General features: G+C 29.9%; 23 protein-coding genes. 13 read left to right on the top strand and 10 right to left on the bottom strand.

Features of this window, described 5'->3' with window-relative positions:
• Positions 1–128: 128 nt before the first annotated feature.
• From aspS to MC378_RS08615, 4 genes are read left to right on the top strand one after another with little or no spacing between them, the layout of a single operon-like run.
• The gene (gene aspS / locus MC378_RS08630) at positions 129–1,883 is read left to right on the top strand and encodes an aspartate--tRNA ligase (protein ID WP_242178361.1); all 1,755 of its coding nucleotides are present in this window, start codon (positions 129–131) and stop codon (positions 1,881–1,883) included.
• Positions 1,884–1,926: 43 nt separating this feature from the next.
• Positions 1,927–2,640, top strand: a complete 714-nt coding sequence (locus MC378_RS08625; protein ID WP_242178360.1) for a DUF6503 family protein — start codon at positions 1,927–1,929, stop codon at positions 2,638–2,640.
• A 32-nt stretch (positions 2,641–2,672) separates the two neighbouring features.
• Complete coding sequence (locus tag MC378_RS08620) at positions 2,673–4,427, top strand: chloride channel protein (RefSeq protein ID WP_242178447.1); 1,755 nt, start codon at positions 2,673–2,675, stop codon at positions 4,425–4,427.
• Between the two features lie 41 nt (positions 4,428–4,468).
• Positions 4,469–5,047, top strand: coding sequence for a hypothetical protein (locus tag MC378_RS08615; RefSeq protein WP_242178359.1), 579 nt, complete (start codon positions 4,469–4,471; stop codon positions 5,045–5,047).
• Between the two features lie 5 nt (positions 5,048–5,052).
• Here the strand turns inward: MC378_RS08615 and MC378_RS08610 are convergent, their stop codons facing one another.
• Positions 5,053–6,078, bottom strand: a complete 1,026-nt coding sequence (locus tag MC378_RS08610) for a LacI family DNA-binding transcriptional regulator (RefSeq protein ID WP_242178358.1) — start codon at positions 6,076–6,078, stop codon at positions 5,053–5,055.
• A gap of 139 nt (positions 6,079–6,217) precedes the next feature.
• Between MC378_RS08610 and MC378_RS08605 the strand changes: the two genes are divergently transcribed.
• The 4 genes from MC378_RS08605 (at position 6,218) to MC378_RS08590 (ending at position 13,102) form a co-directional block, all read left to right on the top strand.
• Complete coding sequence (locus tag MC378_RS08605; protein WP_242178357.1) at positions 6,218–8,893, top strand: TonB-dependent receptor; 2,676 nt, start codon at positions 6,218–6,220, stop codon at positions 8,891–8,893.
• Positions 8,894–8,989: 96 nt separating this feature from the next.
• Positions 8,990–10,294: an MGH1-like glycoside hydrolase domain-containing protein gene (locus MC378_RS08600; protein WP_242178356.1), complete on the top strand. Its 1,305-nt coding sequence runs from the start codon at positions 8,990–8,992 to the stop codon at positions 10,292–10,294.
• Between the two features lie 23 nt (positions 10,295–10,317).
• The gene (locus tag MC378_RS08595) at positions 10,318–11,964 is read left to right on the top strand and encodes a sodium:solute symporter family transporter (RefSeq protein WP_242178355.1); all 1,647 of its coding nucleotides are present in this window, start codon (positions 10,318–10,320) and stop codon (positions 11,962–11,964) included.
• Positions 11,965–11,974: 10 nt separating this feature from the next.
• Entirely contained in the window at positions 11,975–13,102 is a 1,128-nt protein-coding gene (locus MC378_RS08590; RefSeq protein ID WP_242178354.1) for a glycerate kinase, read from the top strand.
• Between the two features lies 1 nt (position 13,103).
• Here MC378_RS08590 and MC378_RS08585 read toward each other — a convergent pair whose 3' ends face one another.
• The gene (locus MC378_RS08585; protein WP_242178353.1) at positions 13,104–13,637 is read right to left on the bottom strand and encodes a hypothetical protein; all 534 of its coding nucleotides are present in this window, start codon (positions 13,635–13,637) and stop codon (positions 13,104–13,106) included.
• A 64-nt stretch (positions 13,638–13,701) separates the two neighbouring features.
• The gene (gene glpQ, locus MC378_RS08580) at positions 13,702–14,664 is read right to left on the bottom strand and encodes a glycerophosphodiester phosphodiesterase (protein WP_274704119.1); all 963 of its coding nucleotides are present in this window, start codon (positions 14,662–14,664) and stop codon (positions 13,702–13,704) included.
• Between the two features lie 71 nt (positions 14,665–14,735).
• Between glpQ and MC378_RS08575 the strand changes: the two genes are divergently transcribed.
• Positions 14,736–14,975, top strand: coding sequence for a hypothetical protein (locus MC378_RS08575; protein WP_242178351.1), 240 nt, complete (start codon positions 14,736–14,738; stop codon positions 14,973–14,975).
• Here MC378_RS08575 and MC378_RS08570 read toward each other — a convergent pair.
• Positions 14,972–15,949 carry an endonuclease/exonuclease/phosphatase family protein gene (locus MC378_RS08570; RefSeq protein ID WP_242178350.1) on the bottom strand — a complete coding sequence of 326 codons (978 nt, stop codon included), beginning with the start codon at positions 15,947–15,949 and terminating at the stop codon, positions 14,972–14,974. The two genes, MC378_RS08575 and MC378_RS08570, sit on opposite strands and share 4 nt — an antisense overlap.
• A gap of 335 nt (positions 15,950–16,284) precedes the next feature.
• Between MC378_RS08570 and MC378_RS08565 the strand changes: the two genes are divergently transcribed.
• Complete coding sequence (locus MC378_RS08565) at positions 16,285–16,626, top strand: hypothetical protein (RefSeq protein WP_242178349.1); 342 nt, start codon at positions 16,285–16,287, stop codon at positions 16,624–16,626.
• 122 nt (positions 16,627–16,748) lie between these two features.
• The gene (hflX, locus tag MC378_RS08560; RefSeq protein ID WP_242178348.1) at positions 16,749–17,963 is read left to right on the top strand and encodes a GTPase HflX; all 1,215 of its coding nucleotides are present in this window, start codon (positions 16,749–16,751) and stop codon (positions 17,961–17,963) included.
• Between the two features lie 130 nt (positions 17,964–18,093).
• Here the strand turns inward: hflX and MC378_RS08555 are convergent, their stop codons facing one another.
• The 6 genes from MC378_RS08555 to MC378_RS08530 all read right to left on the bottom strand — a co-directional run bounded on the left by MC378_RS08555 (position 18,094) and on the right by MC378_RS08530 (position 22,534).
• Positions 18,094–19,212, bottom strand: coding sequence for a CNNM domain-containing protein (locus MC378_RS08555; protein WP_242178347.1), 1,119 nt, complete (start codon positions 19,210–19,212; stop codon positions 18,094–18,096).
• A gap of 85 nt (positions 19,213–19,297) precedes the next feature.
• Positions 19,298–20,218, bottom strand: a complete 921-nt coding sequence (locus MC378_RS08550; RefSeq protein WP_242178346.1) for a DUF3078 domain-containing protein — start codon at positions 20,216–20,218, stop codon at positions 19,298–19,300.
• Positions 20,219–20,280: 62 nt separating this feature from the next.
• Positions 20,281–21,147, bottom strand: a complete 867-nt coding sequence (locus MC378_RS15505; protein WP_242178345.1) for a DUF3078 domain-containing protein — start codon at positions 21,145–21,147, stop codon at positions 20,281–20,283.
• A gap of 51 nt (positions 21,148–21,198) precedes the next feature.
• Positions 21,199–21,705 (bottom strand): DUF2480 family protein, encoded by a 507-nt coding sequence (locus MC378_RS08540; RefSeq protein ID WP_242178344.1) that lies wholly within the window; start codon positions 21,703–21,705, stop codon positions 21,199–21,201.
• A 77-nt stretch (positions 21,706–21,782) separates the two neighbouring features.
• A complete protein-coding gene (locus tag MC378_RS08535; RefSeq protein ID WP_242178343.1) occupies positions 21,783–22,103 on the bottom strand; it encodes a DUF59 domain-containing protein in 321 nt (106 codons plus the stop codon).
• A gap of 5 nt (positions 22,104–22,108) precedes the next feature.
• Positions 22,109–22,534 (bottom strand): SufE family protein, encoded by a 426-nt coding sequence (locus MC378_RS08530; protein ID WP_242178342.1) that lies wholly within the window; start codon positions 22,532–22,534, stop codon positions 22,109–22,111.
• Between the two features lie 75 nt (positions 22,535–22,609).
• On the opposite strand from MC378_RS08530, the gene MC378_RS08525 reads away from it, so the two are divergent.
• Both MC378_RS08525 and MC378_RS08520 read left to right on the top strand, forming a co-directional pair.
• Positions 22,610–23,536, top strand: coding sequence for a PfkB family carbohydrate kinase (locus MC378_RS08525; RefSeq protein WP_242178341.1), 927 nt, complete (start codon positions 22,610–22,612; stop codon positions 23,534–23,536).
• 65 nt (positions 23,537–23,601) lie between these two features.
• A complete protein-coding gene (locus MC378_RS08520) occupies positions 23,602–25,500 on the top strand; it encodes an amidophosphoribosyltransferase (RefSeq protein WP_242178340.1) in 1,899 nt (632 codons plus the stop codon).
• Positions 25,501–25,722: the final 222 nt, after the last annotated feature.

The raw sequence follows: 25,722 nt of genomic DNA, 5'->3' as shown, positions 1-25,722 counted from the left end.
GTTTGAGCTCTTTTTTGTGAAAAAAAAGCGAGTGCGGAAAGCGGGATATTTCTCTTTAGAAATGAATGCTCAAAAAGTATTAATTAGATAGAAATTGTTTAATTTTGCAACTCATTAAAAGAAAAGAAATGTATAGAAGTCATTCTTGTGGCGAGTTAAACGCATCGCACATAAATACAGAGGTAACCTTATCGGGTTGGGTACAAAAATCACGTGATAAAGGTTTTATGATATGGGTAGATTTACGTGATAGATACGGAATTACACAGCTAATTTTTGATGAAGAGCGTACGCCTAAAGAAATGATGGACAAAGCAAAATCTCTAGGGAGAGAGTTTGTAATACAAGTAACAGGTACTGTTATTGAACGTGAATCAAAAAATAAAAATATCCCTACAGGAGAAGTTGAGGTTTTAGTTTCTAAATTAGAAATTTTAAACGCAGCAAAATTACCGCCTTTTACAATTGAAGATAAAACGGATGGTGGAGAAGACATCCGAATGAAATATAGATACTTAGACATTCGAAGAAACCCAGTGAAAGACAGTTTAATCTTCCGTCATAAAGTAGCCATGGAGGTTAGAAAATATCTTTCTGATCAAGAATTTATTGAGGTGGAAACACCATATTTAATTAAATCTACACCAGAAGGCGCAAGAGATTTTGTGGTTCCTTCTCGTATGAATGAAGGTCAGTTTTATGCCTTACCGCAATCGCCACAAACTTTTAAACAATTGTTGATGGTTGGTGGAATGGATAAATATTTTCAGATTGTAAAATGCTTTAGAGATGAAGATTTACGTGCAGACAGACAACCAGAATTTACACAGATTGACTGTGAAATGGCATTTGTAGAACAAGAAGATATTTTAAATATTTTTGAAGGATTAACACGTCACTTGCTTAAAGAAGTGAATAATGTTGAGGTGGAGAAATTCCCAAGAATGTTATACGATGATGCCATGCGTTTGTATGGTAACGACAAACCAGATATCCGTTTTGGAATGGAGTTTGGCGAGTTAAATGCAGTGACACAACATAAAGATTTTGGTGTTTTTAATAGCGCAGAATTGGTTGTTGGTATTGCTGTACCTGGCGGAAATGCATACACAAGAAAAGAAATAGACAATATTATTAAATGGGTAAAACGTCCGCAAGTAGGTGCTTTAGGAATGATATATGCTCGTGTAAACGAAGATGGAACATTCAAATCTTCTGTAGATAAATTCTACGACCAAGAAGATTTAGCCAAATGGGCAGAAATTACTGGTGCAAAAGCTGGTGATTTAGTATGTGTTTTATCTGGTGACACGAATAAAGTTAGAGCGCAAATGTCTGCTTTACGTATGGAATTAGCAGAGCGTTTAGGATTAAGAGATCCTAAAGTATTTGCTCCGCTTTGGGTAATTGATTTTCCTTTATTGGAATTAGACGAAGAAACGGGTCATTATCATGCAATGCATCACCCGTTTACATCGCCAAAACCTGGTCAAATGGAATTGTTAGACACAGATCCGGGAGCAGTAAAAGCAAATGCATACGATTTGGTATTGAATGGAAATGAAATTGGTGGTGGTTCTATTAGAATTCACGATAAACAAATGCAAGCAACCATGTTGCGTCATCTAGGTTTTTCTGAAGAAGATGCCAAAGCACAGTTTGGTTTCTTAATGGATGCTTTTGAATATGGTGCGCCTCCTCACGGTGGATTGGCTTTTGGATTGGACAGATTGGTGGCTATTTTAGGCGGACAAGAAACAATTCGTGATTTTATTGCATTCCCAAAAAATAATTCTGGTAGAGATGTAATGATTGACGCGCCTGCATTTATAGATGATGAACAACTAAAAGAGTTGAGTTTGAAACTCAATATTCAAGAATAAATTAAACTCCTGCTTTTGCAGGATTTTTTATTAAATTTAAGGTATGAAAAAACTAACTATACTTTTGTTTCTGTTTATATCAATTATTTCATTTTCACAAGAAATAACTGGTGATGAATTGTTAGAAAAAACAATCAAATTTCACGATCCAAATAACAATTGGCCTACTTTTAAAGGAGAACTTTTTGTAACGATGGAAACTCCGAAAAATGGAGATAGAGTGAGTAAAATAAGTATCAATCTGCCACAAGAATATTTTGCTGTTTCTGCTAAAAGAGATACTATTATTACAGAATATATAATTGATAAAAATGAAACTAGTTTTTCTTTAAATGGTGATAAAAATCCATCCGAAGAAATAAAAAAGAAATACGGTTTAACTGCTGAACGTGCTAGTTTGTATAAAAATTATTATACCTATTTGTATGGTTTACCTATGAAGTTAAAAGATGAAGGAACGATTATTCATCAAAAAGTAGAAAGAAAAAAGTTTAAGGGAAAAGAATATTTAGTTTTAAAAGCAACTTATAACAAAGAAGTTGGTAAAGATGCTTGGTACTTTTATTTTGATCCAAAAACCTATGCTATGGAAATTTATCAGTTTTTTAAAGAAACAAAAGATAGTGGAGAATATATTTTATTATCTGGTATAGAAACCATTAATAAAATAAAAATGCCCAAAAAGAGAGCTTGGTATTATAACAAGGACAATACTTATTTAGGAACAGATATTTTGTTTAAAAGTATACAAAAATAAAAATGTCAGCTAAAAATAAATACTTTAAAAAAATGCTAATATTGAGATATAAGTATATCTCTCAACGTCAGTTTATTTATCTTTTAAGTATTCTTGTTGGTTTTTTATCAGGAGTAGGAGCTGTAGTATTAAAAAACTTAACTCATTTTTTTCAGCACCTTTTAGAAGGAAAATTGGTGATAGATTATCATCATGCTTTTTATTTTCTCTTTCCTATTTTAGGTTTAACCATTGTGTATTTGATTATAAAATACATTATTAGAAACAGGGTAAGTCACGGAATTCCATCTACACTTTTTGCTATTTCAAAAAGAAAAGGAATTATGAAGCGTTACCAAATGTTGGCTTCTATTTTAACGGCTCCTCTTACAGTTGGTTTTGGAGGATCTGTAGGTTTAGAAGGTCCTACAGTAGCAACAGGAGCAGCAATAAGCTCTAATATTTCGAGGTTGTTTCATTTAAATCAAACTACTCGAAATTTATTGATAGGTTGTGCAGCAGCTGGAGCATTATCATCAATATTTAAAGCACCAATTGCTGCAATTATATTTGCGATAGAAGTTTTTAGTTTAGATTTAACGATAGCTTCAATGTTACCATTGCTGTTAGCTTCTTTATCTGCAATTATTACTTCTTATTTCTTTTTTGGATCTGACGTTTTACTTCCTTTTAAAATAGAAGATGCTTTTAAGATAAATGATATTCCTTATTTTATCATTTTAGGTTTAATCTTAGGTGTGGTTTCTATCTATTTTACTGAAGCTTATGATAGAATTCAAAAATTATTTGACAAAATTGATTCGCCAATTAAAAGACTTTTAGTTGGTGGAATTGGTTTAGGAATTCTTGTTTTTTTTATTCCACCTCTGTATGGAGAGGGCTTTGAGGTTATTAATAATCTATTAGCAGGAAACGCTGAAGAAGCCTTAAAAAACAATTTTATGCATTTAGATTTAACAAATGTTTGGATTGTTATTTTATTATTATTTGGCTTGGTTTTTTTTAAAATAATAGCCAGTGCTTTAACTTTTGGAGCAGGTGGAGTTGGTGGTATTTTTGCGCCAACGCTTTTTATGGGAAGTGTTATGGGAAATTGTGTTGCTAAAATAATAAACATCACAGGTATTTCTAATGTCTCTGAAAGTAATTTTACCTTAGTTGGTATGGCGGGTTTATTGGCTGGGGTTTTACATGCTCCATTAACAGCAATTTTTTTAATAGCAGAAGTTACAGGAGGTTATGAGCTTTTTATTCCTTTAATGTTAACTGCTGCAATTGCGTATTCAATTGCAAAATATGTACACCCATATTCTGTTTACGCCATGGAATTAGGTAGAAAAGGAGAGTTAATTACGCACGACAAAGATCATGCAGTATTAACTTTAATGGACATCGATAGGGTTATCGAAAATAATTTTGTAGCTGTATATTCAGATATGAATTTAGAAAAGATGATAAAACAAGCCGTAGTAAAATCAAATAGAAATATTTTTCCGGTTATCAGTGAAAAAGACGAAAAACTAATAGGAATTATTTTATTAGATGATTTAAGACCAATAATGTTTGATCAAACTTTATATAAAACTGTTTTTGCTAGAGATATAATGCAAAATCCACCAGAAATAATAGTAATAGGTAAAGATAAAATGACCGATATTATGAAGAAGTTTAAAGAAAGTAATGCATGGAATTTACCTGTTATTAAAAATGGAAAATATATTGGTTTTATTTCGAAATCAAAACTATTAACTGCTTATAGAAATAAATTAATAGAAGTAACTTCTTAAAAAAAACTACTGTAATGAGATCGAATTTTTTTACAAAATCAATGAGCAAAAAATCTAATACAGCGTTAGAAGATATTTTGGAAAAAAAAGAAGATTATACGGATGAAGCCATACAAGCTGCCATTTGGGAGTTGGAAAATAGGGGGGTAATTAAGAAAACGGAAGTTGCATTTGAAGATAAAGAATTCATAGAGAATAAATTTTCTACTAAGACTTTAAATGAAAACCCAGTTGAAGAATTACAAATGTCTGTTTTGTATTCTAAAAAAGCTATTCAAGGATTTACTATTTTCTTTACAACAATATTTGGAGCTGTTTTATTAATGTCTAATTTAAAAGAGCTAAATAAATCAAAGGCAAGAATTGAAGTTTTGGTTTTTGGGATTTCTTATACTTTACTTTCTATTGTGCTTTTAAATTTTCTACCAAGAATGTTTTTAATTACCTTATTATTTAATTTTGTTGGTTACTTAATTTTGGTAGAGTTTTTTTGGAATAAAAATTTAGGAAAAGATTTAAAATATAAAAAGAAAGAAATTTGGAAACCCTTAATCACTTCTATTCTTATTACAGGCGTATTAATTTTTCTACAGTTTTTACCTCAAATTTTATCCAAATAAAAGGTTTAAATAGAAAGTAAGGTAGATTCTCTAATGATTAAGTTCGTTTTAATTTCTATAGTTTTAATAGTCAAATGTTCTTTTGGTTCTTCAATTTCTGTAACTAAGCAATTCATAGCAATTTCTCCAATTCTTTTTCCTGGTTGATCTAAAGTTGTTAGTTTAGGTTCAACAATAGTAGAATTAAGAGAATTACTAAAACCAATTACGGCTATGTCTTCAGGTATTTTTATATTAAATTTTTTTAAAGTTTGTATCGCTCCAATGGCTGCTGCATCGGTTATACAAAATATAGCATCTGGTTTTTCTTTTAAACTAATTAATTGACTGGTAAGACTTCTCCCTTTTTTTAGAGAAATATCATGTGTACTAACAATTAACTTTTTATCAATTGGAATGTTGTTTGTTTTTAATGCTCTTAAGTATCCTTGAAAGCGTCTTTCAGAATTATAAGATTGTTCAAACTCTTTAATAATTGCAATTCTTTTTTTACCGATGTTTATCAAATGTTCAATAGCATTAAAAGTAGCTTCTTCACCATCAATAATTACTTGTGTACAAGGTATTTTATTAGAGACTTTATCAAAAAGAATTAATGGTTTTTGATTTAATGCGTGTAGAATTGGATCAACGTTTACGGTGTTCTTAGAAAGTGACATTAAAATACCATCTACTCCAAATTGAAGCATTGTATGTAGCATTTCTTTTTCTTTTTTCACATCATTATTTGTTTCAGAAATGATGACTCTATATCCATTAACTTCTGCTTGAAGCAATATTTCTTTCAAGATTGTTGATATAAAATAAGAAAGAATATTGGGAACAATTACCCCAATTATATTTGTTTTGTGCTGCCGAAAACCTTTTGCAAACATATTAGGCATATAGTGTAGTTTTCTGGCAAGGTCTTTTACTTTTTTTGAAGTTTCATGGCTAATGTCGGGATGGTTATTTAAAGCTCTAGATACTGTTGATATCGAGATTTCTAAGATTTGTGCTATCTTTTTTAATGTAGTAACTTCTTTTTTCATGAAAAAATAGTATTAATTTCATAAAAATAAATAAAACAAACGTTACCGCAAACGTTTGCGTTATGTTTTCGTAATAAAAGGCTAAAAAAATAATGTAATTGTTAATAAGTTTACCAAATAGTTAAATAATTCTTAAGAAATGAAAAAAACATTATTAACATTAGTTTGTATTATTAGTTTTTCTGCAATATTTGCGCAGACCGAAGTTAAAGGAACAGTTAAAGATAATTCTGGTGATGGAATTCCTGGTGCAAGTATTATTATTAAAGGAACAACCTCTGGAGGAACATCAGATATTGATGGTAACTTTAGTTTTACAACGGCAGCAGTTGGAGAGCAAACACTTCAAGTATCTTATATTGGATTTACAACTTTTGAAAAGAAAATAAATCTAAATGGGATAACGGTTAAAGTTGGTGTTGTTTTACAAGAAGGCGGTGCTGAGTTGGATGAAATAGTTTTAACGGCATCAGCAACTTTTAGGTCTCAAAAAGAGACACCAATGTCTATTAGCTCTATGAAGCAAAAAGAAATTACAAAACTTTCGGCAAATAGTCAGGCAGATATTATTAGAAGTATTCCTGGTATTACCGCAGAAGGTGGAGGTGGAGAAACCGCAACTAATGTTTTTGTAAGGGGTTTGCCTTCTGGAGGACAATATGTGTTTAATCCACTACAGTATGATGGGATGCCTTTAATGAGTACGTTTGGGTTAAATTCATCTGCACATGATGTGTATGCAAGGCCAGATATAGGTTTTAAAGGAATAGAGTTTGTAAGAGGTGGGTCCGCAGTTTTATATGGTGCAGGTTCTGTAGCTGGTATTATTAACTATACAAGCAAAACAGGAGATACAAATGCAGAAAATATTGTGAACGTAGAATGGGCAGACAAAGGTCGTTTAAAAACAGATTTTTATTCTGGAGGAAAACTAGGTGGAGAAGATTCTAATACATATTATGCTTTTACAGGTTTTGTAAGAAAAGATGATGGACCAATAGTAACAGGAATGCCTACAAAAGGAGTTCAATTTAGAGCGAATATCAAAAAGAAATTTGAAAAAGGGTCTTTTACAATTCATGGACAATTTATTAATGATAAAGCCCAGTTTTTTATGCCACTACCTTTAGATGGTGATAGAAATAGAATTGCAGGGAATGACGGCGAACCTGTTTCTCAATTATTATCTGGTGAGTTAGCACATACTTCTTTTTTAACTGCTGGAGGCGCTTACGAGAGCCCAATTGAAGACGGTGTATACACTGCTGGTGGATACTTAATGGGAGATTTTAATTATAATTTTTCAGATGATTTAAAATTTAAATCAAAAATAAAGTATGCAAACTACCAACACAACTTTGCTTTATATATTGGAGGAAATGGAAATAATGGAAACCCGATTAGTTTAAACGACTATGTTGCAGATATTGCTCCAGGAAATTTAGGGTATTCTGCCCAATATCAAGGAAATTCTACTGCAATCAATGGAAGTGATTTGGTAATTGATAATTTACATATAGATAGGTTAAGACCTATGACCGATTATTCTGGTGAAGCTTCTTTAACGAAAACGATTGAAAATAATAAGGGAAGTCATAACATTACAGCAGGTGTTTATTTAGCAAGAACAGAAGCAGAAGATGTTAATTATCAATATAGAGTTTTATCAGAATTTAATAACAACCCACGTTTGGTAAACTTAAGTTATATAAATGCCGCAGGTAGTAATGTTATTTATTCAGATGGTGGATTATATAATAGAATAGGTATGACTTCTAATAACTTTTTATCTCAAGAAAAAACGGCATTTTATATTACAGATGAAATGGTTTTTGATAAATGGCGTTTTGATGCAGGTATAAGAATAGAAAGTACAAGTGGTACTTTTAGTAAGGGGGGTATTATAGAGTCTAAAGTTTATGAAGATCCTTCTTTAACGGCAGAATTAGCTAATGTAAATTATGCAGATGGTAGTTTTACAAGAGCAAATGTAAGCGCAACAGATTGGGCACTTTCATTGGCTGGTTTATATAACTTAAACGATGATGTAAATTTATATGCTAATTTTTCAAGAGGTTTTTTCTTTCCACAAATTAGAGGTTTTGCACCAATTGCTACAGGTGTAACGGGTAGTAAATACGATTCAGAAAAAATTGTACAATTTGAAGCGGGGGCAAAATTAGGTACAGAAAAATTATCAGGTTCTTTAGCAGCTTATTATGTAAGTTTAAAAGATAGAATTAAAATTACTCAAGGTTATGTAGGTAGTTCGTTAGTAGATTTAACAAGGTCTGAGCAGAATACTTCTACTTTTGGTATTGAAGCTAATTGGTCTTACAAACTAACAAATAATTTTGATTTTAGAGGTTCTGCTACCTACCAAAGACATGAAATCACTAAAAATTCAGATGAAGATTTAGTAAATGGTGGAATAACAGAAACAAACGTTGGTAATAAATTAGCAAGACAACCTAATTTCTTAACAAGTTTAGGATTGCATTACGACAATAATAAGGTTGATGGGTTATTCTCTTTAAATTATACAGGAAACAAATTTGCAGCAGATAATAACAATGTAGAATTAAAAGCAATTAGTCTTTTTAGATTAGGAGCAGGTTATACATTCAATCTAAATGAAAATGAAGACAGTGATGAAAACTTAAGAATAGGTTTCTCTGTTTTTAATTTATTTGACGACTCTGGGATTACTGAAGGAGACCCAAGAAATGTAAATCAAGCAGGTGATGCAGAGTTTTTTAACGGAAGACCAATCTTACCAAGAAGAGTTTTTATAACAGCAACATTTAATTTTTAATCACTTTCATAAATAACGTTTGAATTTAAATTTTCTCACTACTCTAATTTTTTTTTGGAGTAGTGAGTTTTATAATGAAGTAACACCAACTCAATAATGATAAAATTACAAGAACAAGCAATAGAAGTACTTAATAATAATTGGACAGGAAGTTTTAGCATTCCATGTGCTAATCTGTATCCTTTTCAATGGAAATGGGATTCTGGTTTTATAGCCATTGGTTTTGCGCATTTTGATATGCCAAAAGCAGAAAAAGAAATCAGTACATTATTAGATGCGCAATGGGAAAACGGATTTATTCCGCATATTGTATTTCATACAGAAAATGATAGTTATTTTCCTGGAGCTAGTTTTCATCGATCAGATTTACATCCTTTAGCATCAAAAAAATACAAATCTACCGGAATGGTACAACCACCTGTTACAGGTTTTGTATTAGAAGAAATGTATAAAGTAAGCAATAATAAAGAGGCTTCTTTAAAGTACATAGCATCTGTAATTGATAAAGTATATTTTAATCACGAGTATTTTTATAAAAATAGAGATCCACAAAACGAAGGTTTGGTGTATATTTATCATAATTGGGAATCGGGTACAGATAATTCTCCTATTTGGGATGATATTTTTGAAACGATGGATTCACCAGATTATACTTTTGAGAGAAGAGATACTACGCATGTAGATGCGGCACAACGTCCGTCTAAAAGAGAATACGATCATTATTTACACATTATAGAAATTGCAAAGGAACACAATTATAGCGATGAAAAAATTGCTGAATTATCACCTTTTTTAGTGCAGGATCCGTTGTTTAATACCATGTTAATTAAATCGAATGAAAGTTTAATCGCTTTATATAAATTGATTGGCGGTAATAATGATAAGATTGAACAGCTAGAAAAATGGCAAGAAAAAAGTAAAAAGTCATTCAATAACAAATTATATGATGAAGAACTAGGGGCCTATATTCATTACGATTTAAGAAATGAAAAACCTTTAAGACACGTGTCTTCGTCTTCTTTTTCACCATTGTTTGCAGGAATTCCATCAAATGAAAGAGCCCAAAAAATGGTAACCGTTATGATGGATAAATTTGGGAATGAAAATCAATATTTATGTGCATCTTTCGATCCAACAAGCAATCGTTTCAATCCTAAAAAATATTGGAGAGGACCCGTTTGGATCAATTTGAATTGGATATTATATAATGGATTGAAAGCGTATGGTTTTAAAGATATTGCAGCCCGTGTAAAACAAGATACAATTGATATGATTGAAAAAAATGGCTTTTACGAATATTTCGATTCTAGAAAAGAAATGCATACAGATGGTAAAGCAGGTTACGGAGGAAATCATTTTTCTTGGAGTGCTGCTTTATTAATTGATATGTTAAAAAACTAATTACAACTTAAATAAAACTGATTATGAATTGGCTAGATTATAGTATTGTTCTATTTTATATTATTTTCTTTTTAGGAATGGGCTTTTTCTTTAAAGACAATAAAAACTCAAAAGATTATTTCTTAGGAGGTAAAAGTATGGGATGGTTTCCACTGAGTTTATCAACCATGGCAACACAATTATCGGCCATTAGTTTTATTTCAGCACCTGCTTTTGTAGGTTTAAAATTAGGTGGAGGGATGAAGTGGTTAACCTTTGAGTTTGCGGTTCCATTAGCAATGATTTTTATTATGATTGTGATCATTCCTCCATTATTTAAATCAGGAGTTGTTAGTATTTATGAGTTTGTAGAAAAACGATTTAGTACTTCTACACGTTTAATTTTAAGTATTGTATTTCAGATTAGTAGAGCACTAGGTACAGGAGTTATGGTGTATACCATTGCTATTATTTTACAAGCAGTTTTAGACATCGATTTTGTGTACACCATTTTAATTATAAGTGTAATTACCATTGTGTATTCTTGGCAAGGTGGTATGAAAGCTGTTGTTTGGGGAGATGCTATACAGATGATTATCTTATTCGCTGGTTTAATTATTTGTTTATATTTTGGATGGAATCTTTTACAAGAACATGGTGGTTTGGCAAATGGTTTTGATCCTGAAAGATTAAAAGTAATCGATTATAATTTAGGAATTGGAGCAGGAAATGAATACGGTTTATTACCAATGATTATTGGTGGTTTCTTTTTATATGCGTCCTATTATGGTTGCGATCAAACACAAGCACAAAGGTTGTTATCTGCAAAAGATGAAAAAACAATTAGACAACTTTTATTAGCAAACGGACTTTTAAGATTTCCGGTAGTTTTAACTTACTGTATTATGGGATTAGTTATTGGAGGGTTAATAACACAAGCACCAGGTTTTTTAGAAGAAATAGCAATGACAACTCAAAAATATTTTCCTGAAGAATTTGCAACTAATGGAGCAAAAGCAGATTTAATGATTCCTGTCTTTATTATGAGATATTTACCACACGGTTTAATAGGAATTTTAATGGTGGGTATTTTATCGGCAGCAATGTCTTCTTTAAGTTCTACCGTTAATTCATTATCTGCAGTAACTGTTGAAGATTTTTTTAACAGTGGAAAAACAAAATTGAGTGACAAAAAATACATGATTATTTCTAAAGGTTCTGTAGTTTTTTGGGGAGTAATTTGTATTGCAAGTGCTTTTCTTTTTGGAGGTAGTAAAAGTGCTGTAATAGAAATTATAAATGCCATTGGCTCTGTTTTTTATGGGCCTGTTTTAGTAACTTTCTTTTTAGCATTTTTCTCAAAAAAAGTAAATCATATTGGCATGAATGCCGCAATTATTTCTGCTGTATTAATAAACTTGATATTTTCTAAAACCATTCAAGAAATATTTCACATAGATTTAGGTTTTAATATTTTCTGGATTTGGTTAAACTTTACAGGTGTAATAATAGCTTTAGTAGTAGCCTATGTTGTAAGTGCATTTACAAGTAAAGTAGAAGTAAAAAAGATTTCTAACTTTAATGTAGCTATTAAAAAGAAAGACTTTATGATAAAAGAAGTGTACATATTAGTTGCATTTTTTATCTTTATTTTAATTCTAAGTTATTTTCTTCCATCTATTTTAAGTTAAAATTAAAGAAATGAAAATAGTAATAGCTCCAGACAAGTTTAAAAACTCCTTAACAGGATTAGAATTTTGTAATACTGTTGAAAATGAAATTTTAAAAAAATTTCCAAATACTGAAATTCTTAAATTACCACTAGCAGATGGAGGTGATGGCACCATTGAGGTTGTGGAATATTATTTAAAAGGGAATGTGATTGAAATAACCGTAAATAATCCATTTTTTGAACCGATAAAAGCTACTTATCTTTATTCTGAAATTTCTAAAACTGCATTTATAGAAATGGCGGAAGCTTCTGGTGTAAAATTATTAGAAACAGCACAATTCGATTGTAAAAATGCCACCACATTAGGTACTGGAGAAATGATTGTTGATGCAATTAATAAAGGAGCAAAAACAATTATTATTGGTATTGGTGGAAGTGCCACCAATGATTGTGGAATAGGAATGGCAAAAGCTTTAGGCTATCAGTTTTTGGATAAAAATAACAAAGAAGTTAAACCTATTGGAGCCAATTTATCGAAGATTAAATCGATAAATGCAACAAATATTCACTCTAAATTAATTGATGTAGATTTTAAAATTGCTTGTGATGTTACAAACCCGTTGTATGGAAAAAACGGAGCAGCATCTATTTATGGTGCTCAGAAAGGTGCTACAGAAGAAGATATTGAAATGCTAGATAAAGGATTACAGGATTTTGCTAAAATTTTAAATGATGTATTTTCTATTAACGTTCAATCTATAGAAGGAGCAGGTGCGGCAGGAGGAATGGGAATTGCAACTAAATTATTTTTAAACGGAACTTTAGAGCCAGGAATTGAATTGATAAAGGAATTAGCCAATTTTGATAATTTAATTGAAGGTGCAGACTGGATTATTACAGGAGAAGGAAAATTAGATTATCAAACATTATCAGGAAAAACGATCCAGGGAGTTTTAGAATCTGCAAAAAAACAACAGATAAAAGTTGCTGCATTTTGTGGTACAATAGCACTTCCCAAAGAAGGGTTAAAAGCAATAGGTATTGATTACGGGAAAGATATTATTAGTTGTTCAAAAGATTTAGAAGATGCAATGTCTAATAGTAAAAAATACTTAAGTTTATTGACCAATAATTTTGTGTCAGAAAAACTTTTATAAACTAGTCCCAAGGTTCTTCATTAGGTTCTAATTGTTTTTGACTTGTTAGAATAGCTTTAGATCTTTGCTCTATTTCACCAATTTTTAAACAAGAAAATAACAAAAAAGAAATTTCTAAATCTTTTTCTTCTAAGAGTTGTAGTTTTATGTGGTCATTAAAACCTTTGTACATAAAAGATTCATCTATCTCTGCTATTTTATAGTTATTTTTATAAATAGATTTTTTCTTTTTGTAGTGAATTTTTATTTCATAAGTAATTTCATTTATATCAATAGAGTAAATGGTTTTTTTATTGTTTTGAGAAATTAATTCTGTTAGTTGACTTTTTTGATCTTTAATAGTAAAAATCATTTTCCATTTCCAAAATTTAAATTTTTTAGTAATATAATAGATAGTTTTATTTTCGAAATTAAAAATTTCAGAACCAAGTTTACCAAACTCCATAAACCATTTAGAGCTATATAATTTTTTTTCAGAATCAAAAAGATCTAAAGTATTATTAAGGTGTTTTATTGAATATAAATTGATGCTCATAAAATAGATTTTTAAAACAAAAGAGCTATAAAGAAATAGAAAGATGATTTAATTTTGAAACTTATTAATGTGAGTTTTTCTTTTTCAAGAAAGAGGAAACTTTGTCTGGAAAATCAGTAAAAGCTCCATCAACATTTGCGTTTATTAAAAGTGTTTGCATCATTTCCTCAAAAGAAGAAAACTCATCTAAAACATCTGCTCTAAAAGTATATGGGTGTACTTTTAAACCTAGATTATGGGCATCAGTAACTAAAGAAGTAAAAGTAAATTTACCATCATTTTTTTTCAATAAAATTTGTTTGTACCAAGGCCCAATTCCATCTGAATATGTTGCAAAATGGGATAATTTTTCTGCATCCTTTGGAAATTCCATCAATTGCACTAAGAATAACTCAGACTTTAATTCTTTGCGAATTCGTTCTAATTCTTCAGCATCAAAACATTGTAAAATACAATTGTCTTTTTTTGTTTTATAGCCATAATCATCAAGGATTTTTAAAACAATTTCGGTTAATTTTTTTCCTTCTTTTTGATGAAACTCAGGTTCTTTAATTTCTGGGTAAATACCAATATTTTTTCCTATACTTTTATTTAAACCTTGAATCAATTCTATTTCTTGTTGAAAAGAATGTAGTTTGAAATTCCCTTTCCCTTTTGGGAATCGATTAGGGTAAACTTGTTTCCCTGTTTCCCTATTAAAACGTTCAGATACTGCTAATGTTTGCAATTCTTCAAAGGTAAAATCGATGACATAAAAACGATTGTCTTTTCTTTTTCTTAAAGGGAATTTTATAGCAACATCGGTGACATCATCTAAATAAATATCATGAATTACAATGGGGACATTATCTTTACTTAGTACCAAATCCTGTTCAATAAAATCAGGATTCATAGCAAAAGCCATTGTCTTTGATTCCATTGTATGTTCGGGTAAATACCCAGAAGCACCTCTATGAGCAATAACTATTTTTTTGTTCATTGTTGGTTGTGTTTTTGTTTGATTACATGAAAAGAATAACAAACCCATCAAAAATACTAAAATTGATTTCATCCAAAGATATTTAGATTTTAAAGATAGAACTTTTGTAATTTTGCAATATGAAATTAGCGTTAAAAATAATGTTTGTTATCTTTATAATTTGGATAACGGCTGGAATCTATTTACTGAAAACGGAACATGAAAAAGCCCAAATTGTGATGGGGTTTGCTGTATTTTATTTTTCGTTTTTATTTATGCCTTTCTTTATTTACTATAGATATAGAGATGGAAAATACAAGAAGTATATTTTAAATGACGAAAAGTTGATGAAAGCTTTTAAGAATCAAGGGAAAGATTAATCATCTTTTTTTAAAAAAGCATACACAGGAAAATGATCGGAAAAACCACCTTGATACCAAGGGCCTATATAGGTTCTAAACGGACTTCCTTTTAGTTTTCCTTTAAATATTTTAAGCCATTTTTTATTAAAAACCTCTGCATGTTTAAAATAGAGTTTTCCTTCTTTTTTTGCTAGAAAATTTTTGCTAAAAATAATTTGATCAAATAAATTCCATTTTCCTTCATAAGTTAATGACCCTTTTTTTTCTCGATCAATTAAACTTTTCATAGGATTATAAAAATCATCCTTTACTACATATTCTGCAACACTTTTACTTCTTGGATCATCATTAAAATCTCCCATAATAATAATTTTGGGGTCAATTTCTTTGCTTTTTATATCATCAACAATACTTCTTAGGGTTTCTGCAGCAATAATTCGCTTGGGTTCTGTTTCTGCAGCACCTTCTCTTCTAGATGACCAATGATTCACTAAAACATGTATTAATTCGCCATGTAAATTACCGCTAACTTTTAAGATGTCTCTAGTATAATCTCTTTCTCCCTCATCATCCTCTAAAAAAACAGGATAAGTTTCTGAGCCTAAAAATTCAAAGGCTATTTTATTATACAAAAGGGCAACATCAATTCCGCGCTCGTCTGGTGAGTCGTAATGTACAAAGCCATAATGAAGCTTTTTTAAGTTAGAAGAATTTACCAAATCTGCCACAACTTTTGCATTTTCTACTTCTACCAAACCAACAATTGCAGGAGGATATTTAGAACGATTCATTCCTAATTGAGAAATTACCGAACTTAATTTTTGAATTTTATTTTTATAACGTTTATAGTTCCATCTTCTTTTTCCTTTAGAAGTAAATTCATCATCTGCTGTTTTAGGGTTGTCTACCGTGTCAAACAAATTTTCGACATTGTAAAACCCAATTGTAGTGATGTTTTTTTTCTGTTTTAAGGATGCGATTGATAGAAACATATAGAAGTATTAGAAGGTAAAAATAGTTAAATATCTAGTTGTATTAACATTGATTTAATATGATTTATTATTATATGTTTACCATAGGAAGTTCTTGATTGTTTTTTTATTAATAAAAGATAAAATCATCTAATAAACACAACAAAAAAAGGTTTTACGTTGTTGATTCAACAATATAAATATTATGTAAACTTTTAATTTTTTACACATAATTTTACTAAAAAAGAATAATTTGTTAACAGCATATTTCTTCAATTAATTTGATGTGTAATGTAATTTTACATCGCTAGCAAATAACAAATAATAATTGAAAAAAAATAAAAACAAAACCAATAATGAAAAAGCTAATAATTGTATTTTTAGTTACCGTGTTTACAACTTTATCTACCTTTTCTAACAATGAAAAACCGGTAAAAAAAGCAGATTTAGAACTTAGAAATAAGATTGTAAAATTATTAGGAGATTATGAATCTTTCTTAGAAAAGAACACAGAAACAAAAGTAAGTTTCCTTATAAATAATAAAGGAGAAATTGTAGTGCTTTCTGTAGATTCTAAAGAGCAAGTAATTGAAAACTATGTTAAAACAAAATTAAATTACAAAAAAACAGCATTAAAAAATGTTGCTAGAATGAAAAAGTTTGTTTTATCTATAAAGTTTATTAAAAAAATAAATTAACTATAAAAAAGAACGATGTCTTAGAGAGTATCAAAATTTGAATTATTTGATAGAAAACCTCAATTTGTATTGAGGTTTTTTTTGTGTTCTTTACTGACTAAAACTTTGTATTTTTGTAACATATGATAGATCAAAAAGAAGCAATATCAGAAAAAGCTGTTTTAATAGGTGTTATTACACAGCAACAAGACGAAACAAAATCTACAGAGTATTTAGATGAGTTAGAATTTTTAACCTTAACCGCTGGAGGAGTAGCGGTAAAACGCTTTGTACAAAAGATGGAAAGACCCAATCCTAAAACTTTTTTGGGAGTTGGAAAGTTGGAAGAAGTTAGAGATTATATTGAGTCTAATAATATTGGGACGGCTATTTTTGATGATGAACTTTCTCCTGCACAATTACGAAATATTGAAAAGGTACTAGATTGTAAAATTTTAGATAGAACCAATTTAATCTTAGATATTTTTGCACAGAGAGCTCAAACAAGTTCAGCAAAAACACAAGTAGAATTAGCACAATGCCAATATTTATTACCGCGTTTAACAAGACTTTGGACACACCTTGATAAACAAAAAGGAGGAATTGGGATGCGTGGTCCTGGTGAAACAGAAATAGAAACAGATAGACGTATTATTAATGATAGAATTGTACTTTTAAAGAAGAAGTTAAAAACTATTGATAAACAAATGGCTGTGCAGCGAAAAAACCGTGGAAAAATGGTTAGAGTTGCATTGGTTGGCTATACAAATGTTGGGAAATCAACTTTAATGAATGTTATAAGTAAAAGTGATGTTTTTGCAGAAAATAAATTGTTTGCAACTCTAGACACTACTGTTAGAAAAGTGGTGATTAAGAACATTCCGTTTCTTATGACAGATACTGTTGGTTTTATTAGAAAACTACCAACACAATTGGTAGAGTCTTTTAAATCTACACTAGATGAGGTTCGTGAAGCAGATTTATTATTACATGTTGTAGATATCTCTCATCCAAATTTTGAAGATCATATTGCATCTGTAAATACCATTTTGGCAGATATTAAATGTGCAGATAAACCAACGTTAATGGTTTTTAATAAGATTGATGCATATCAGTATGAAACGATAGAAGAAGATGATTTAATTACAGAAAAAGGGAAAGAGCATTACACCTTACAAGATTGGCAAAAAACTTGGATGAATGACTATGATGTGGAATCTATCTTTATTTCTGCTTTAAACAAAGATAATTTAGAAGATTTTAAAGAAAAAACATACGAAGAAGTAAAGAAAATTCATATTCAACGTTTTCCTTATAATGACTTTTTATATTATGAATATAAAGAAGAGGAAGAGTAGTACTTGTAAAAGAACAATCTACCTCTAAAAAGTATTGAAAATATAAATTTAAAGAATTACTTTTTGAGGTACAGTTGTTTTCATATTACATAAAACCCTTGGTAAAAAATAATACATTTTAGCAAAACAGCTATTTTGTCTTGTTTTCCTCTTCAATAATTCCCATTCTTTTTGCACGATTTTCCCAAGATTTTCTAGCATGAGCTTGTAAATCTGCGACAGAATCACTCTCGTCCATAATTTCTAACCCTAATAATGTTTCAATAACATCTTCTTGAGAAACGAGTCCGCTAACAGAACCATATTCATCTACCACCAAAGCAATGTGTTCTTTTTCTTGAATTAGTTTATCAAATAAATTAGGAATAGATAGGTCTCTATCTGTAACAATAATATTTCTTTTTATTGTAGATAAAGTCTCTTTTCCTTTACCATTAATCATTGCTTCTAATAAATGATCTTTTAAAAAATATCCTGTAATTTCATCTGGGTTTTCAGCAAAAACAGGAATTCTAGAAAAACGCAATTTTTTATGTTCGTTATAAAAAGATTGTATTGTTTGGCTCTCATCAGCAATCTCTATAACCGATCTAGGTGTCATTACATCTTTTACTTTTATTTCTTTAAAACCTAATAGATTTCTAATGACTTTACTTTCATTTTCTTTAAAAACACCATCTTTTTCGGCCATTTCTGTCATCACTAAGAAACCTTCTCTACTTAAAATGCTTCCATGTCCTTTTCCGCCAATAAGTTTTGTGGTTAATTGTAATAACCATAAAAAACCGGTCCATTTTAATGGAAAAATCATCACTTTTAAAGCTTTTGTTGTAAAGTTAGCTAATTGTTTCCAGTAGGTTGCTCCAATTGTTTTTGGAATAATTTCTGAGGCAACTAATATTAAAATAGTCATTATTGTAGAAACTACACCAACCATTAGGTCTTCTGTTACTTTTATTCCTAAAATTGTTTTTACTTCTGTACCATACATTTCTGCATAAGCAACTTTTGCTTGTACACCCACCAAAATTGCACCAACGGTATGTGCAATTGTATTGATAGTTAAAATTGCAATTAAAGGTTTGTCTACATCTTTTTTTAAAGCTTCTAATTCTGTTGCATATTCATGACCTTCATTCTTTTTCAAGTTGATAAAAGTAGGAGTGATACTTAGTAAAACTGCTTCTAAAATAGAACAGAGAAATGAAAAGAAAATAGAAATAGTTGCAAAAATTATTAAAAGCGTCATCAATAAAAATTTAAATTACAAAAGTAAGTAAAATAAAAAACCTCAAGAATTTCTTCTTAAGGTTTAAAATATGTTTCTTATTTTATTAGAAATTATAGCTCATACCAAATAACCAGTAAGATTGTAATTTGTTATCTACGCTACTAAATGTTGCTAATGGGTTTGTAGCTAAAGCATTGTTTAAAGCTTCTTGTTTGTTTTTACGTAAACCTAATTCAAAACCAACACCAATCCCTTTCCAAAGCGTATATCCTAAAGAGTTTGTCCAAGTCCAGTTAGATAAATCTCCGTCTTTATAACTTTGAAACATAGATAAGTTAGATTTTAGTTTGAAAGCCTTTATAGAAGTTGAGTAATCAGCCACAATTTTTGCACCAGCAGAAGAGCTGTATACGTTGCTCCCCGAACTAAAAACAAAATTGTAATTGGCAGGATGTATAACAACAACTAAATTGTTTATTGGTGTCCAAGTAAAACCAACACCAAGGTCTAAAAATCCAGGGTCATTAAAATTATCTAATATGGTGGTTCTGTATTCTCCTAAAGCAGAAACAGCCCATTTTTTATTTAACCTTTTACCGTATAAAGAAGAAATATTAAAAACATCAGTAGCGCTTTCAAAACTTCCGCTATCTGTAGAAATATCTTTATCGTCTAATTTTACCCAACCTAAATTAATGTTTAATGAATTTCTCCAAAAAAAATCATCTTCAATTAAATTAGCAAAACCATTAAAAGTAATCCCAATGTTTCCTGCTGAAGAATTTGGTGTTCCTTTAGAATACCAGTTGTTAAAGCCAGAGATATTACCTCCAATAGTACCAAATGCTCCTTTTCTCCATCCTGGAAGTGCATCAATTTTAGCTTGTAAGGCATTTACTTCTCCTTGTAATTTTGCGATTTTTGCTTTTTTAGGAGCTTGTTCTTTTTTTAGTTCATCTGCAGTTTGTGCTTTCGTAGAAAGACCAATAAATACAAATAAAAATAATATTGATAATTTTTTCATTTTGTTTAAATTTTATTTTTTTAAGCGTGCAAAAGTACACTTTTTTGATTTAGACAATAGTTTTATTGAAAAGTCACTTTTTTATGAAAACTATATTTGGCACCAAGTCCAAATACTTCTCTAAATTGTATTTTACTTGAAGCATTATCATCTATAACCATATGGAAAGTAATATTCATGGTTATGTATTTATTGACTAATAAAAATAGATTTGTTTGATATTCAATATCTATATTCTGAGGTTTGTTCAAATAATCTGAATATATGGAAAGAATGTTCTCTAGTTTAATATTTTCCATAACACGAAATTTATAATAACTAGAAAGGTTAAAACCTAAACTAAAAGAAGTGTTTTTACCTTCTTCTACACCAAATTTACCTGAAAATTGATCATTAACAAAAGTAAACCTAGAAGTTGCTGGAGCAATATTTACATGCAAATTATCGGATTTTTTCCATAACATACCTGGCCCAAAACTTAAATATGCAGGTGAGAAAAAATCAGAAACAGAAACGTTTGGAGTTACTGAATAATCAAAACCTGTGGTATATTGTGTTTTAAAATTTGTGAAGAACGAAAAGAACCAATAATTTTTAGATTTAATACCTAATAACGAATTGAATTCAAACCTGTCATTCGTTTTTCTATATCCTTTTCCAGAAATGTGACTTAAACCATATCCTGTTAAAAGTTTATTATCCCAGTTTAAATTTTTACGTTTATAATTGAAATCATAATTAAGATCTATGTTTCCTGCAACAGTGTTTTCTCCTCCAGATGCCCAATTTGAAAAGGTAGATTGGTTAAATAAAAAGGCTACTCTACCATGAACTTTCCATTTGGGTTGTGGTAAAGTATCTGTTTTTTTTTCCTGAGCATAAAAAATGGTAGAAAAAAGAAATATAAACAGAAGTAGAAATCTCCTCATTTTTTAAAAACGTATAAAGCAAAAATAATATTATAAGTATAGAAAAGAAAATTATTTTGATTTATATATTGGAACCGTAGAACAAGCTTCACCAAACATGATTGATTTTGCTATTGGTTGTAACTTTTCTATAATAAAAGCAAAGGCTGTAGCAGGAATTGGTTTTTCTGCACATCCTTTTATAATTACAGGAGCATTTTCAAAATTTTTAAAATCTAAAAAACTAATTAATTCTTGATAGATGACGGTTTCTAATAATTCTAAGTCTCCAATAACAACTTTGTTAGCATGTGGTATTAATTCTGAAGCAACTAACATAAATGCCCATGAAGGAACAATGGCATCTACAGAACAATGTACAGCAACAAAAGTTTTTTTGTATTGAGCCCAATCATGATTTTTTACAGATTGTCTAAAATCTTTTTCTTTTAAAATAATTTCTTCAAATAGCCAATCTTTAATATCAAATAAAACTCTTTTTCCTTGAGGATAAATTTCTTCAAGGTCAAAGGTTTTTAATTTGCTATTTGCAACTCTATTTATAATTTCTTCTGCCATTTTTTTTAGATTTTAAAGCTTGCAAAGTTTTTTATTGACAAGGTTGTATCACTTAAAACTCAACATACATAATTACTCTAGAGCATTCCAAGTTCTAATTTTGCTTCTTCACTCATCATTTCCTGTGTCCAAGTTGGTTCAAAAGTAATCTCTACTTCACAGTCATTAATTTCTTTTAATGTTTTTACCTTGTCTTCTACTTCGGCTGGTAAAGATTCTGCAACGGGACAATTAGGAGATGTTAAAGTCATTAATATTTTTGCGTTGTTTTCATCATTCACAAAAACATCATAAATTAAACCTAACTCATAAATATCTACAGGTATTTCGGGGTCGAAAATGGTTTTTAAAACACGAACAATTTTATCTCCAATTTCTTCTAATTCTTTATCTGTCATTTCTTTTAATTTAATAATTTAGTTTGTTGCACAATTGCATACATTTTTATTTGCTTAATCATAGAAACTAAACCATTTGCTCTTGTTGGTGATAAATGTTCTTTTAAACCAATTTCATCAATAAAGTCTGTGTTGGCGTCTAATATATCTTGAGGTTTTTGGTTAGAAAAAACACGTAATAAAAGCGCTACAATTCCCTTTGTTAAAATGGCGTCACTATCTGCAGAAAACCGTATTGTGTCATTTTCTAATTCAGAGAATAACCAAACTTTAGATTGACAACCTTTAATTAAATTTTCGTCTAATTTGTGCTCTTTATCGATAATAGGTAACGATTTTCCTAGTTCTATAATATATTCATAGCGCTCCATCCAATCATCAAACATCGAAAACTCGTCAATAATTTCTTCTTGTATTTCTTTGATAGTCATTTTTTAAACTTATTTTTGCTCCTTGATAAAACTTATGTGCAATTATTGTGCAAAATTACTGATAAAAAATAAGAAATGAGTAAATTATTGGCAGTAGGTACAGTTGCTTTTGATGCAATTGAAACCCCTTTTGGAAAAACAGATAAAATTTTAGGCGGTTCAGGAACTTTTGTGGGTTTAGCAGCTAGTCAATTTGGAGTAAAAACAGGAGTTGTTTCTGTTGTTGGAGGAGATTTTCCAGATTCATATATAACAATGATGAATTCTAAAGGAATTAATACAGATGGTATTGAAGTTGTAAAAGATGGAAAAACATTTTTTTGGAGTGGGAAATATCATAATGATATGAATTCTAGAGATACATTAATTACAGAATTAAATGTTTTAGAAACTTTTACACCAGTTGTGCCAGAAGATTTCAAAGATGCGGGTATTGTAATGTTAGGAAATTTACACCCTTTAACACAAGCATCTGTTTTAGATCAAATGAAAGAAAGACCAAAATTAGTAGTTTTAGATACTATGAATTTTTGGATGGATATTGCTTTAGATGATTTGCATACTGTATTAAAAAGAGTAGACGTAATTACGATTAATGATGAAGAAGCGCGTCAATTAAGTGGAGAGTATTCACTTGTAAATGCGGCAAAGAAAATTCATGAAATGGGACCACAATATGTGGTGATTAAAAAAGGAGAGCATGGAGCTTTATTATTTAATGAAGGAAAAATGTTTTTTGCACCAGCTTTACCATTAGCGGATGTTTTTGATCCAACAGGAGCAGGAGATACTTTTGCAGGAGGTTTCTGTGGGTATTTAGCAAAGACAGAAGATATTTCTTTTGAAAACATGAAAAATGCTATTATTTATGGATCTAATTTAGCATCCTTTTGCGTAGAGAAATTTGGCACAGAACGAATGCAAGAACTTACTGCGGATGAAGTTAAAGAGCGCTTGCAAGCTTTTAAAGAGTTAACACAATTTGATATAGAGTTATCATAAATGAAAATCCGCGTCTAACAACGCGGATTTTTTTATACATCATATACAACAAAACAACCAATTAAATGAGTGACGCAATTAAACATGAATGCGGTATTGCATTAGTAAGATTAAAAAAACCTTTACAGTTTTACAAAGATAAATACGGTTCTGCTTTTTACGGAATTAATAAAATGTATTTGTTAATGGAAAAGCAACACAATCGTGGACAAGATGGTGCAGGTTTTGCTAGTGTAAAATTTAATGTAGCACCCGGTACTAGATATATTAGCAGAGTTCGTTCTAATAAATCACAACCCATACAAGATATTTTTGCACAAATAAACAATCGTTTAAATGGCGTTTTAGAACAGAATCCAGATAAAAAAGATGATGTTTCTTGGCAAGAAGAAAATATGCCATATGTTGGAAATTTGTTTTTGGGTCATGTCCGTTACGGAACTTTTGGTAAAAATAGTATAGAAAGTGTACATCCATTTTTACGTCAAAGTAATTGGAAACATAAAAATTTAATTGTTGCTGGGAATTTTAACATGACCAATTCTAAACAATTGTTAGAAGAATTAGTAGAGTTAGGTCAACATCCAAAAGAGTTTACAGATACCGTAACTGTTATGGAAAAAATTGGCCATTTCTTAGAAGATGAAGTTGCAAAATTATATCAAAAAGCAAAGAAAGCAGGTTTTAGTAAAAAAGATGCTTCACCTTATATTGAAGAAAATTTAAGCATAAAAAAAGTGTTAAAAAGGTCTTCTAAAAATTGGGATGGTGGTTACGCTATGGCAGGTTTGGTAGGACATGGAGATGCTTTTGTGTTGAGAGATCCAAACGGAATTAGACCTACATATTTTTATGAGGATGATGAAGTTGTTGTTGTAGCCTCAGAAAGACCCGTAATTCAAACGGTTTTTAATGTAAATATTGAGGATGTTCAAGAATTAGAAAGAGGACATGCGTTAATTATTAAAAAAAATGGAAAAACTTCTATTAAACAGGTTTTAGAGCCAAGAGCAAACAAAGCTTGTTCATTTGAACGTATTTATTTTTCTAGAGGAAGTGATGCATCAATATATGAAGAAAGAAAAAATCTAGGAAAATTAGTGTTCCCTCAGATTTTAAAATCTATTGATAGTGATATTTCTAACACTGTTTTTTCATACATTCCTAATACAGCAGAAACTTCTTTTTACGGAATGACAGAAGCTGCAGAAGATTTATTAAATCAACAAAAAACAGAGAAAATTTTAGCAGGAGGTACCAAATTATCTGCTAAAAGAGTTACTGAAATTTTATCGGAAAGACCTCGTTTTGAGAAAATTGCAATCAAAGATGCAAAATTAAGAACTTTTATTGCGGATGATAGTAGTAGAGATGATTTGGTAGAACATGTTTATGATGTTACTTATGGTGTTGTAAAGCCAACAGACAGCCTCGTGATCATTGATGATAGTATTGTACGTGGAACTACACTTAAAAAGAGTATCATTAAAATTTTAGACCGCTTAAGTCCTAAGAAAATTGTGGTTGTTTCTTCTGCCCCTCAAATTCGTTATCCTGATTGTTACGGAATTGACATGGCAAGAATTGATGCGTTTATTGCTTTTAAAGCTGCAATAGAATTGTTAAAAGATACAAAACAAGAGAGTATTATAGATGAAGTTTATAAAAAATCGAAAGCGCAACAATCTAAAAGCGATGAAGAAATAGTAAACTTTGTAAAAGAAATTTATGCTCCTTTTACAAATGAGCAAATTTCTGCTAAAATTGCACAAATGCTAAAAACTAAGGATATAAAAGCGGAAGTTGAGGTTATTTATCAAACGGTAAATAATTTACATATTGCATGTCCAGATAATTTGGGAGATTGGTATTTTACAGGAGATTATCCTACGGCAGGAGGGCATCGTGTTGTAAACGAAGCTTTTATCAATTACTTTGAAGGAAGTGATAAAAGAGCTTATTAGGTTTAACTTCACATCTTTATTATTAAACGATTGATGTACTCACTTTAACTAAGTTGAGTACATCATAATTAATCGTTCTTTATCTTTGAATAATGAATTAATTTCTTTATATTTAAAGAATAAGTTAATATACCCCTATGAACCAATATTCCCCTATTAAAATATTGTTTAGTTTAGGTCACCTATTTGTGAAGAAAAAATTAAAAAATAAGTTTAGTTTTC

This window comes from Polaribacter marinus, assembly GCF_022662535.1.
In the GTDB taxonomy this organism is placed as follows: Bacteria; Bacteroidota; Bacteroidia; order Flavobacteriales; family Flavobacteriaceae; genus Polaribacter; species Polaribacter marinus.
The sequence above is the reverse complement of the archived record's forward strand: the minus strand, read 5'-3'. Positions and strand labels throughout refer to the sequence as shown.